Genomic DNA, 12,267 nt, shown 5'->3' on the forward strand with positions numbered 1-12,267 from the left:
TTGCCGTAAGTTTAAACCATTAGAAAAAGACTGAATTTCTATCAGACTTATTATTTGCAAAACACAGTGAGCACTGGGCAATTAGGAGATACGCAATGGCATTATGGGGCGGGAGATTTACCCAAGCAGCAGATACACGGTTTAAAGATTTTAACGATTCACTTCGTTTTGACTACCGCTTGGCTGAGCAAGACATTGTGGGCTCTATTGCCTGGTCAAAAGCTCTACTATCAGTCAACGTTCTAACTGCAGAAGAGCAGCAAAAGCTTGAGCTTGCGTTGAATGAGCTGAAGTTAGAGGTGATGGAAGATCCTGAGCAAATCCTACGTTCAGACGCAGAAGATATTCACAGCTGGGTTGAACAACAGCTGATCGGTAAGGTTGGTGACCTTGGTAAGAAGCTACACACTGGCCGTTCTCGTAACGACCAAGTGGCGACCGACCTGAAACTTTGGTGTCGTCAGCAAGGTCAACAACTGTTGATTGCGCTTGATCGCCTTCAAAGCCAAATGGTGAATGTGGCTGCGCAGCATCAAGGAACCGTGCTACCGGGATATACCCATCTTCAACGTGCACAGCCTGTCACCTTCGCTCACTGGTGTCTGGCATACGTTGAGATGTTCGAACGTGATTACTCGCGCTTGAATGATGCAATTAAGCGTCTTGATACTTGTCCTCTGGGTTCTGGTGCGCTTGCGGGTACTGCATACCCAATGGACCGTGAAGCGCTGGCGCATAACTTAGGTTTCCGTCGTGCAACACGTAACTCTCTAGATTCAGTGTCTGACCGTGACCATGTGATGGAGCTGATGTCGATTGCTTCTATCTCTATGCTTCATCTGTCGCGTCTTGCTGAAGATATGATTTTCTACAACTCTGGTGAATCAAACTTCATCGAGTTAGCTGATACAGTGACATCTGGTTCATCTCTGATGCCACAGAAGAAAAACCCAGATGCGCTTGAGCTTATCCGTGGTAAAACCGGCCGTGTATACGGTTCACTTGCTGGCATGATGATGACAGTTAAAGCTCTACCTTTGGCTTACAACAAAGACATGCAGGAAGACAAAGAGGGTCTATTTGATGCTCTAGATACTTGGAACGACTGTATGGAGATGGCGGCGCTTTGTTTCGACGGCATCAAAGTCAACGGTGAGCGTACACTAGAAGCAGCGAAGCAAGGTTACGCAAACTCAACTGAGCTGGCTGATTATCTTGTAGCGAAGGGTATTCCTTTCCGTGAAGCGCACCATATTGTTGGTGTAACTGTTGTCGCAGCGATTGCCAAAGGCTGCGCTCTGGAAGAGCTGTCTATCGCAGAGATGAAAGAATTCTCTGAGGTGATTGAAGAGGATGTGTATGACATCCTGACGATTGAATCGTGTCTTGAGAAGCGTAGTGCTCTGGGTGGCGTATCACCAAAACAGGTGGCTTTTGCTGTCGACCAAGCCGAGAAGCGTCTCGCGCAGCGTGATACCTCTATTGTTAAGGTGCGTCCTGCGCGCTTGACTGATGTTGAAGCGCTGGAAGGCATGGTTGCTTACTGGGCGAATATGGGCGAGAACCTGCCACGCTCACGCAATGAACTCGTGCGCGATATTGGCTCATTTGCGGTAGCTGAGCATCATGGTGAAGTGACAGGTTGCGCATCGCTTTATGTTTATGACTCTGGTCTAGCGGAGATTCGCTCTCTGGGTGTCGAAGCGGGTTGGCAAGGTCAGGGACAAGGTTCAGCGATTGTTCAACATCTTGTAGAGAAAGCGCGCCAAATGGCAATCAAGAAAGTCTTTGTTCTGACACGTACTCCAGAGTTCTTTATGAAGCATGACTTCTTGCCAACATCGAAGTCGTTACTGCCTGAGAAAGTACTTAAAGATTGTGACCAGTGTCCTCGTCAGCATGCTTGTGATGAAGTTGCACTGGAAGTAAATCTAGTCGAACAAGTGATTGCTAAGACAAACGTTGCATAACGTGTTGATTTTAAAGTTCTTAGAAAAAAGATAAAAAAAGATCGTTTTTCTGGGAACAAATTAAGGGAAGCACGGTCTATTAAAGTACCACTGCTTTTTCTTAGAATTTTCTAAGAAAGCCCTGAAACCGATTGGCTTCAGGGCTTTTTTTATGCCTGCGATTTGCTCCGAGCTATTTTCTAATTATTGAGCCTAGTATCGGCCTTGTTTATCTTGTCGACGATCTTTTTCGCTTGCTTCTTCTTGGTAGGATCAACCACTTCATGATCCAATGGATCATAAGCAAGCCACTAAAGGCGCTGGCGGCCATCAAAAGAGCGATAGCATTAATGCTCTTGGGTTGGTCTGAGAAAAATAGCCACCAAGTTCCCCAACTTAAAATCGACAACACCATGAGCTGATTCATGCAGCGCTGACATCGTCCGAGCTTATCGCGGATTTTTTCGCTTTTATTGCAATGCTTACATGTCATCTTGGGTTGAATTCGCGTTATCCTAATGGTCTTTGATAATAACACGTCACCCTATGGTTAATCACGGTGACACCGAGAGAGAAAGTGATGATTGAACGTCAAGAAACCAAACAACGTATGAGCCGTATCGTAAAGCACAACGGTACGATTTACCTATGTGGTCAAGTGTGTGCAGACGCAACTCAAGGTATTAAAGAGCAAACTCAAACTATGTTAGACAAGGTTGAGACTCTGCTTGAGCAAGCGGGCAGTGACAAAGAGCACATGCTGTCAGCAACGATCTACCTAAAAACAATGGACGACTTCCAAGAGATGAACGCAGTATGGGACGCATGGGTTCCAGAAGGTCACGCACCAGCTCGCGCTTGTGTAACGGCTGATATGGCTCGTGAAGCGCTATTGGTTGAGATCTCTGTGATTGCTGCAGAGAAGAACAGCAGCTGCTGTTAATCTTTCGAGCAACGCAAGAGATCCCAGACATCTCGTTCCTCGATTCTGGAATGACGGGTTAAAGCTTGATGAGCTGATGCGCTGTTCTTATAGGTCTTCGGGTTTGCTATGTAATAAAAGCAACGTCATTCCCGATAGTGACGAAGGAACGTGGTCGGGAATCTCTGTTTATGTGTGACGAGAGATTCCAGATACCTCGTCCCTCGGTTCTGGAATGACGGCTTAAGCCTTGGTTTAGTTGCTTAATTAAATCACGTCATTCCCGATAGTGACGAAGGAGCGCAGTCGGGAATCTGTTATTTGCTCGCTGCCAAAAACAAAAAGGAAAGCCATTGGCTTTCCTTTTTAGTATCTAGTGTTTTCTATCTGTTTTAATTAACAGCAATTAACAACCTGGACCACAGTCTAGACAGTGTTTCACCATCTCTGGGCCTAAGTGCAGTTTCGCATTCAGATCACGCAGTGCAGTTCGAACGCCTTCTTCAATCACTGGGTGGTAGAACGGCATGTCCAGCATTTCTGAAACTGTCATCTTGTTCTGGTGTGCCCATGCTAACAAGTGCGCCAAGTGTTCTGCGTTTGGTCCCATCATCTCAGCACCAAGGAACCTACCTGTACCTTGCTCGCCGTAGACGTGCAGAATACCTTTGTTGCGTAGCATCACTCGTGATCGGCCTTGGTTCTCGAAAGAGACTTCACCGGTTGCGAAACAGCCACATGTGCCTAAACGCGTGGTGATCTCTTTGTAGGTTTCGCCAACCATCGCGATTTGCGGGTCAGAGAATACAGCTGAGATTTTAGAGCGGCGTAGCCCTGCTCGAATCTCTGGGAAACGACCTGCATTGTCACCGGCGATGCGTGCTTGGTCTGCTGCTTCATGTAGCAGAGGTAGTTGGTTACTTGCATCACCCGCAATAAATATTGATGGTAGCGATGTTTGAAGCGTGTAATGGTCTGCAACTGGCACACCACGTTCATCAAGCTCAAGAGAGGTGTTCTCTAGACCAAGTTTATCAGTATTAGGACGACGACCTGTTGCTGCTAGCACGTACTCAACGATGTTGGTTTCTAGTTCACCTTGTTGATTGATGAATTGGATTTCGACACGTGGCTCACCGGATTCAGTGGTAATACGCTTCATGCTTTCGATTTTTACGTCAGCATCTAGGTAAAACTCTTCGTTGAAGGCCTTATCGGCGTAAGCCATGATCTCTGGGTCAGTTACTGGACCAACTTGACCACCCAAACCAAACAGTTTGGTCTTAACACCTAATCGATGTAGCGACTGACCAAGCTCTAGGCCAATAACACCAGGGCCAAATACGGCAACGGACTCTGGTAAATCATCCCAGCTGAATACGTCGTCGTTAATGATTAGGCGGTCGCCTAGTTCATTCCAAACGGCAGGGTATGCAGGGCGAGAGCCAGTTGCTATCACAATGCGTTTCGCATTCACGATCGTATGCTCATCCACTTGAAGCGTGTTGTCGTTTAGGAACTTGGCATAGCCAACGATTTTGTCTTGCTCTGGGATTTCATCCACGCCTTCTAAAACAAAACCAACAAAACGGTCACGTTCGCGTTTCACTCGGTCCATCACTTCGCGGCCATTGATGACAATTTCACCTTGCGGATGCACACCAAATGCCGGTGCTTTTTCGATTTGGTGAACACTTTCCGCTGCTGCAATCAGCAACTTAGAAGGCATACACCCAACTCGAGCACAAGTGGTGCCGTATGGGCCACCCTCAATCATCACTACACTGTCAGTGTGTGCTTTTGCAGCACGGTACGAACCTAGACCAGCTGTACCGCCCCCGATAACTGCGACATCTACATTGACTTGTTTCATAATAATTTCCCGCAATGATTAAATTAAACGTAAACGAATCCCTCCAACTCCGATGATGTATTAAGAGTCAGGATGGTGACGTTTTGTGGTTTGTTTTATTAGGTTTAGCTTGTGACTGTGGATAATGCGAGCCACAAGCTTGATTCAACCCGATAGGGTTAGCCAACCCACAAGTGAGCGGGTTGGCCGTTTAGCAGTGATTAGCCTAGGAAAGCTTCTAGCTCTTCGCTACCACCGATGTGTTTACCACCGATGAAGACTTGAGGAACCGTAGAGCGACCAGAGATAGCACGTAGACTTACTGTTGTTGCATCTTTACCTAGTACCACTTCTTCGTAGTTTAGGCCTTTGTCGATAAGGTTCTGTTTTGCTTTCATACAGAATGGGCAACCTGGTTTAGTGAATACAGTGATTGATTCTTGCTCTTTGTGCTCAGGTGCAATGTAGTTAAGCATAGTGTCAGCATCAGAAACCTTGAACGGGTCGCCTGGTACGTCTTCTTCGATGAACATTTTCTCTACCACGCCGTTTTTAACCAGCATGCTGTAGCGCCATGAACGTTTGCCAAAGCCAATATCGTTCTTCTCAACTAGCATGCCCATGCCGTCTGTGAAGTCACCGTTACCGTCTGGAATGAAGGTGATGTTTTCAGCTTCTTGGTCTGCTTTCCAAGCGTTCATTACGAAAGTGTCATTCACTGATACACACAGAATGTCATCAACACCATTTTCTTTAAATACCGAGTAAAGCTCGTTGTAACGCGGTAGGTGGCTTGAAGAACAAGTTGGTGTGAACGCACCCGGTAAGCTAAATACGATAACCGTCTTGTCTTTGAATAGCTCTTCTGTTGTAACGTTTACCCAAGCATCACCTTGGCGAGTAGGGAATGTTACTTGAGGAATTGATTGACCTTCTTTAGATGCAAACATAATGGTTTCCTTAGAGATTACTTTTAATTTGGTTCGTATAGAGCTTAGCGTTTTTCTGCGCTCTGTTTCGTTTTGTTGAGCCCATTATTAGATAAATCCTTTGATAGCTCTAATCGTTTGATGTTATGGTTTTGATAGGTATTTTCTATTAAGAGCTTTCTTTTACAGGAAGTGCATTTTTTACACCTTAGGTAAGAGACCAATCATGAACATTCGTGACTTTGAATACTTGGTGGCTTTAGCCGAGCATAAACATTTTCGAAAAGCCGCAGAGGCGTGCTTTGTTAGTCAGCCTACTTTAAGCGGTCAGATCCGTAAGCTTGAAGAGGAGATTGGATTACAACTGACTGAACGCAGCCCAAGGAAGGTGATTTTTACTGAGTCTGGTTTGCAGCTGGTGGAGCAGGCGAAGCGTATCTTGAATGAGGTGAAGACCTTTAAAGATATGGCGAGTGGTCATGGCGATGCGATGACAGGGCCTATGCATATCGGCTTCATTCCGACAGTGGGTCCATACATATTGCCTAAGATTGTTCCTCACCTAAAAGAGCAGTTCCCAGAACTTGAGCTGTTTCTTCACGAAGCACAAACACACCAACTCGTGAGTCAGCTAGAGGATGGCAAGCTCGATTGTCTGGTGTTAGCTGCGGTAGATGAGACAGCTATTTTTAAAGAGATCGATGTTTACGATGAGCCATTAAGTGTTGCGGTTCCATGTGACCATGAATGGGCGGAACAAGATAGCGTCGATATGCTCCAGCTTAATGGTAAAACCGTACTCGCACTGGGTGATGGCCACTGTCTGCGCGACCAAGCATTGGGTTTCTGTTTCGCGGCAGGAGCAAGAGACGATGAGCGCTTTAAAGCGACCAGCCTAGAGACCCTGCGTAACATGGTTGCAGCGGGGGCGGGTATTACACTACTGCCAGAGCTTTCTCTGCCAGCTGAGAAGAAAAAGGATGGAGTATGTTACGTACCTGCGGTTAATCCAACGCCTTCTCGCCGTATTGTTGTGGCATACCGACCGGGTTCACCACTGCGTGGTCGATTCGAACAGCTTGCAGAAGCGATTCGCACACAACTTGAAAAATAACATCTGAGAGCTTAAAGCTATAGATAAAAAGAGGGCTGATACTTATTAGGTATCAGCCCTCTTTAATTGGTGCTTAGTGTTGGATTAGAACAGTTCTTCTTCCGCTTCACCCGATGATGAGTAGATATCATCACCAAAGCGCTCGCTGATGTACTCAGTAGGCTCAGTGCCTTTTACGAAGTACTCAAACATCGAAGAACCATCTGACTTGTTGGTCAGGAGACCAGTATCTCTATCGATACGCACACGCACAATATCTTCTGGGATATCTTTGCGCTGTGCTGGCACATCTTTCAGAGCTAAGCCCATAAAGTCGACCCAAGCTGGTTGAGCGGTTTTAGCGCCTGCTTCTGCACCTGTGATTTGGTTCTTACCTAGATTGCTGTTGTTCTTAGTGCGACCTAAGTTACGGTTATGGTTATCAAAACCAACCCATACTGTCGCGACAATGCCAGGGCCGTAACCACTGTACCATGTGTCTTTTGAGTCGTTGGTAGTACCGGTTTTTCCACCGATGTCTCGACGTTTTAGTGGTTGTGCACGCCAGCCTGTACCGTTCCAACCCGTACCTTCACGCCAGTTACCACCACCCCAGATGTTGCTGTACAGCATCTCACGAACTAGGAATGCATTCTGTTCAGAGATAACTTGCGGTGCATATTGGGTTTCTGCATCCACGTCTTGCTCTGCGAACTCGTCAGCAATTGGATCCGTTTCTAGAGTCGTTTCGCAATCTTGGTGACAAACCACTTTTGGTGATGCTTCAAACTCTACCTCACCAAATGGGCTTTCAACGCGGCTGATGTAGAAAGGTTCAACATAGTAACCGCCATTAGCAAATACCGAGTAACCCTGTGCAACTTTCATTGGCGTTAAGCTACCAGCACCGAGTGCGATGGTTTCAGAACGAGGTACTTCATCAATATCAAAACCAAAGCGAGTCAGATAGTTACGAGTATCATCTAAGCCCACTTCGCGCAGTACACGTACCGCCATTACGTTTTTCGATTGCGCTAAACCAATACGAAGACGAGTTGGACCTACATACGTTGGTGGAGAGTTCTTTGGACGCCATGCAGTACCTTGGCTCTTGTCCCATTGGTTAATTGGCGCGTCGTTAATCAGTGATGCCAGTGTTAAGCCTTTGTCGATAGCCGCTGAGTAGATGAAAGGTTTGATACCTGAGCCCACTTGACGGATTGATTGAGTCGCGCGGTTAAACTTGTTGTGAACAAAGTTAAAGCCACCCACCATAGATAGCACAGCACCATTGTCTGGGTTCATCGCAACAAACGCGGTGTTTGCGTTTGGCACTTGGCTTAGACGCCAGTTAGTTGGTGCCGCTTTAGCGATTTCAGTGGCTTCTTCACTCTCTTCGGCTGTCGCTTCTTTACCTGAGATCGCTTCGCTGCGTACCCAGATCTGCTCACCAACAGCTAAGATCTCTTTTGCGTTTGATGGGGCAGGGCCTTGGCGGTCGTCAGTTAGGAACTTACGAGCCCAGTTCATGCCTTGCCACTCAATCACGCCTTCGCCTTGGTTTTTAACCCAAACGTGAGCGCTTTGAGCATCTACTTTGGTTACGACTGCAGGCGTTAGATCACCATAGGTTGGTTGTGATCTTAGGTGTTTAACAATTTGTTCTTGTTCCCAAGCCGCTTGTTCGGTTTGCCACAGTACTTTTTCTGCACCACGATAGCCGTGTCGCTCATCGTAGTTAAGAAGGTTCGTAATAGCGGCGCGGTTTGCTGCATCTTGTAGAGTTGAATCAACTGTCGTGTAGACCTTCATACCCGATGTATAAGCGTCTTCACCGTAGCGCTCTACCATCCAAGCACGAGCGACTTCTGCGACATAAGGTGCGCTCAATTCGATCTCTGCACCGTGGTATTTTGATACTAACTCTTCAGCACGCGCTTCATCATACTCTTCCTGAGTAATGTACTTCTCATCCAGCATTCGGCCTAAAACTACATTACGGCGATTGGTCGCACGCTCTAGTGAGTAGATAGGGTTCATCGTCGATGGTGCTTTTGGCATACCAGCCAGCGTTGCGATTTCACTTAGGGTTAGATCCGGAAGATCTTTACCAAAATAAACGCGTGCAGCAGCACCGAAGCCATAAGAGCGGTGACCCAAGAAGATCTTGTTCACGTACAGTTCCATGATTTCTTCTTTGCTGAGTAGCTGCTCAATGTGGATCGCAATGAAGATCTCTTTAATCTTACGCATGATCTTTTTCTCATTCGATAAGAAGAAGTTACGCGCAAGCTGTTGGGTAATGGTACTAGCCCCTTGCTTTGCTGAGCCTGACATAGCAACAACAATCGCAGCACGAGTAATGCCAATCGGGTCGATACCTGGGTGGTCGTAGAAGCGGCTATCTTCGGTAGCGATGAGTGCTTCAACTAGATGACGAGGGATTTCGTCGTAGCTGACAGGGTTGCGTCGCTTTTCACCAAATTGAGAGATCAATTTGCCGTCTTGACTGAAGACCTGCATTGGCGTTTGAAGCTCAACATCGCGTAGCGTCGCGACATCTGGCAATTCTGGTTTTACGTAATAGTAAAAACCAAAAATTGTACTGACTCCAAGAATCATGCAAACCAATGTAAATATGAATAATCGCTTTATGAACTTCACCGGATAATCCCTGATTAGTTAAGGCTGATAAGCAGCAAACCCTTGTACTCTAGACTAAAAACTTAGCTTTCGTTTATTAACGCTTATTTAACCAATAATCACAACCCCTATATAAGCAACGAAATGCTTGGCATGTCAGGAGCTGGTATGGGTTCGTCATTAGTTACAGGTATAGATATAAACAATCACAGCATCAAAGCTGTGGTATTAAAGCCCGTTGGAGAGTTATATGCCGTAGTGGGATACAAAGAACTGCCTATTACGGACGACATTTTCACAGATAACCACACCTTGGAGTATCAGAAAACTGTAAAGAAACTCAAAGAACTTAGGAAAGGCTTACCCTTTGGCTGCCGTCACGCTGCTATTTCAGTCCCAGATAATACCGTGATTAGCAAAGTATTGCAGATAGAAAGTGACCTAGAAGACCGAGAAAAAGAGTTTTCTATTTATCAAACTTTTGCCCACCAATCACCTTTTCCGATTGAGGAGCTGAGCCTAGATTTCATTAAACTGGACGATAAGCGATTTGGAAATGGCTCAACCACCAGTTATCAGGTTTATGCAACGCGCAAAGAAGTGGTGGAGAGTCGCTCCCAAGCGCTGACTAAAGCTGGTTTTCGTCCGATTATGGTAGATACCCAAGCTCATGGACTACTTCACATCTGGCAGTTGGCAACCCGGCTTTATCCAGAGAAGCAGAGCTGGATAATGATCGATATTGGGGTCAATCAAACCTCACTTGGTCTCATTCCGCAAAGCGGGATTCCATTTTTCAAAGATATAGCCTTTGGTACTCAAGCGCTTTATCAGGCAGGCCACATTGGGGAGCACATGACTCCCTTTACCTCTGCAGAGCAGACTCAAGCCTTTACCGTGAACTTGATCGAAAAGCTCAAACGCCAGTTTCAGCTCTACGCATCGGCCAACTCTCTTCAAGCACTGAAAGGAATCTGGCTGATGGGAGAGGGAGCGGAAACCCCGATGCTTGCAGAGCAGTTGGAACGCCATTTTCAGCTCGCGTGTGAAACGCTTAATCCCTTAGCGCTCTTTGAGAATAAAGCCTCTAACAAACGCTACAAGAGCATGGACCGTCATGCCTTTGGTATTGCGGCTGGCATTGCAGTGAGTGGTGTGAAGTGGCAAGGAGTGAAGCATGTTGCATCAAATTAACCTTCTTCCTTGGCGTGATGAGCTAAGAGCACAGCACAAGAAACGCTTCATTCAATTGGTGATCTTAGGAACCTTAGTTGCGGTTATGGGGCAGTGGGCCATCGGGCATTACTTCCAACAAGAGAAAGCTCGTCAGCAAGCACGTCTTATCTATCTTGAGCAATATATCGACCAGCTAGATAAACAGATTCGTTCTTTGAAAGTGGCGGAGCGTGAGCACAAAGCCATTTTAACTCGCCTAGATGTCGTTGAATCACTTCAGTCTGGTCGCAACAAAACCACCCACTTTATGAACCTGATGCCCGAACTTATTCCGGAAGGAGTTTACGTCGATAAGATTAAGATGAATGGGCAAGAGATAGAGATGTCGGGTATCAGTGACAGCACAGCACGGCTCGCCACTATGCTCGATAACCTAGAACGTTCCGCCTCCCTCAGCAATGTTGAAATGCACTCAATTGTGCACAATCGCAAGCGCTTTAATAAAGAATTTCAAACCTTTAAGGTCTCATTTGGCTTTGTCTCGCCCTCTATAAAACAGACGCGAATACGAAGCAAAGCTCAAGAGGCGTCGCATGGTTAACTTTCAAGATCTCGATGTTGACGAAATCACTGAGTGGCCACTGCTACCACAGATGTTGGTGATTGTTTTGTTGATGCTGGTTATTCAAGGTTTCGGCGCTTGGTTCTATGTGATGCCACTCAATGACGAACTTGATCAGATGAAGCAGCAAGAACAGACCTTAAAGACCACCCTCAGGATCAAAGCCAATAAAGTGGCCACCTTGCCTGCGTTACAGAACCAACTTGATGAATTGACCAGTCGCTACGACTACCTACTTGAACAGCTGCCAGTTCAAAAAGAGTTAGCGAGTATGTTGGCCTCGGTGAATGAGCTCGGCTTAGACAACAACCTCACTTTTACTCGTATTGACTGGGGGGCGAAAGAGAACAAGGCCTTTCTGTATCGACTACCACTGAATATTGAGCTGACGGGTGACTACCATGAAATCGGTGATTTTTCTGCCGCTATCGCCAAGCTACCGCGCATTATCAGTTTTGATGATGTGACTTGGCAAAGAGTTAGCCAAGAGAGCAGTACTTTGCATTTCCGTGTTCGTGCATACACCTACCAATTCAAGGCAGAGGTCAAAGATGAGTCTCGTTAGATCGCTGCTGGTGCTGTTGATTGTTTCTACCGTCGTCGGGTGTAAGGCAAACCAAGACTCTCTAGAGGAGTTTGTTGTCCAGGTCGAGGCAAGAGCACGCAAAGACGTCGAGCAGCTAAGTCCTACTTCTGAGTTCATTGCCGCGCAATATCAGCAAAGGACGCATCGTCCACCATTTGAACTGCCCAAAGAGGCGCTGGTACTGACTCAGCCCAAAGCGAAAAAAGATTGTTGGCAGCCAACTCGACGCAGTCGCACGGGCAAGTTAGAAAAGTATCCGCTAGAGCAGTTGCGGCTCAAGGGAGTCATGGGCAGCGGCAGTCAAATCTCTGGTCTTGTTCAAACTCCCAAAGGGAGCGTCGTCAAGGTTCAGAAAGGCCAATTCATCGGCTTGAACAGTGGGCGTATTACCAAAGTCACCAGTCAGTACGTATTGATTAATGAAACCCTTCCAGATGGTCTAGGTTGTTGGCATCGACGCAGTGTCCGCTTAGCTCTCAAATAAACCAACCACAT

11 protein-coding genes are annotated in these 12,267 nt (G+C 46.6%); 7 read left to right on the plus strand and 4 right to left on the minus strand.

The features are described 5' to 3' along the window. Nucleotides 1-95 precede the first annotated feature (95 nt). Nucleotides 96-1,970, plus strand: a complete 1,875-nt coding sequence (gene argH, locus AC6R05_RS04845; protein WP_032549990.1) for an argininosuccinate lyase — start codon at nucleotides 96-98, stop codon at nucleotides 1,968-1,970. A gap of 208 nt (nucleotides 1,971-2,178) precedes the next feature. Here argH and AC6R05_RS04850 read toward each other — a convergent pair whose 3' ends face one another. Next, nucleotides 2,179-2,442, minus strand: a complete 264-nt coding sequence (locus AC6R05_RS04850) for a DUF3624 domain-containing protein (RefSeq protein WP_500646715.1) — start codon at nucleotides 2,440-2,442, stop codon at nucleotides 2,179-2,181. An 87-nt stretch (nucleotides 2,443-2,529) separates the two neighbouring features. Here AC6R05_RS04850 and AC6R05_RS04855 point away from each other — a divergent pair, with 87 nt between their 5' ends. Next, nucleotides 2,530-2,892: a RidA family protein gene (locus AC6R05_RS04855; RefSeq protein ID WP_032549991.1), complete on the plus strand. Its 363-nt coding sequence runs from the start codon at nucleotides 2,530-2,532 to the stop codon at nucleotides 2,890-2,892. Nucleotides 2,893-3,277: 385 nt separating this feature from the next. Here AC6R05_RS04855 and AC6R05_RS04860 read toward each other — a convergent pair whose 3' ends face one another. Then, nucleotides 3,278-4,744, minus strand: coding sequence for a dihydrolipoyl dehydrogenase (locus tag AC6R05_RS04860; protein WP_500646716.1), 1,467 nt, complete (start codon nucleotides 4,742-4,744; stop codon nucleotides 3,278-3,280). Between the two features lie 200 nt (nucleotides 4,745-4,944). Next, entirely contained in the window at nucleotides 4,945-5,673 is a 729-nt protein-coding gene (locus AC6R05_RS04865) for a glutathione peroxidase (protein WP_032549993.1), read from the minus strand. Between the two features lie 205 nt (nucleotides 5,674-5,878). Between AC6R05_RS04865 and oxyR the strand changes: the two genes are divergently transcribed. Next, nucleotides 5,879-6,766, plus strand: coding sequence for a DNA-binding transcriptional regulator OxyR (gene oxyR / locus AC6R05_RS04870; protein WP_500646717.1), 888 nt, complete (start codon nucleotides 5,879-5,881; stop codon nucleotides 6,764-6,766). A gap of 84 nt (nucleotides 6,767-6,850) precedes the next feature. On the opposite strand, the gene AC6R05_RS04875 is transcribed toward oxyR, so the two are convergent. Next, nucleotides 6,851-9,409 (minus strand): penicillin-binding protein 1A, encoded by a 2,559-nt coding sequence (locus AC6R05_RS04875; RefSeq protein ID WP_500646718.1) that lies wholly within the window; start codon nucleotides 9,407-9,409, stop codon nucleotides 6,851-6,853. 147 nt (nucleotides 9,410-9,556) lie between these two features. On the opposite strand from AC6R05_RS04875, the gene pilM reads away from it, so the two are divergent. Genes pilM through AC6R05_RS04895 form a run of 4 tightly spaced genes read left to right on the plus strand, consistent with a single transcriptional unit; the run spans nucleotide 9,557 to nucleotide 12,256 of the window. Further along, the gene (pilM, locus tag AC6R05_RS04880; RefSeq protein ID WP_500646719.1) at nucleotides 9,557-10,582 is read left to right on the plus strand and encodes a type IV pilus assembly protein PilM; all 1,026 of its coding nucleotides are present in this window, start codon (nucleotides 9,557-9,559) and stop codon (nucleotides 10,580-10,582) included. Then, nucleotides 10,566-11,165 carry a PilN domain-containing protein gene (locus AC6R05_RS04885; RefSeq protein WP_500646720.1) on the plus strand — a complete coding sequence of 200 codons (600 nt, stop codon included), beginning with the start codon at nucleotides 10,566-10,568 and terminating at the stop codon, nucleotides 11,163-11,165. Before pilM ends, AC6R05_RS04885 begins: the two co-directional genes overlap by 17 nt. Continuing rightward, nucleotides 11,158-11,751: a type IV pilus inner membrane component PilO gene (locus AC6R05_RS04890; RefSeq protein WP_500646721.1), complete on the plus strand. Its 594-nt coding sequence runs from the start codon at nucleotides 11,158-11,160 to the stop codon at nucleotides 11,749-11,751. The genes AC6R05_RS04885 and AC6R05_RS04890 overlap by 8 nt, the downstream gene beginning before the upstream one ends. Next, a complete protein-coding gene (locus AC6R05_RS04895; protein WP_500646722.1) occupies nucleotides 11,738-12,256 on the plus strand; it encodes a pilus assembly protein PilP in 519 nt (172 codons plus the stop codon). The genes AC6R05_RS04890 and AC6R05_RS04895 overlap by 14 nt, the downstream gene beginning before the upstream one ends. The last annotated feature ends 11 nt before the right edge of the window (nucleotides 12,257-12,267 follow it).

Source organism: Vibrio sp. R11-SG3-ISO9 (assembly GCF_059834255.1).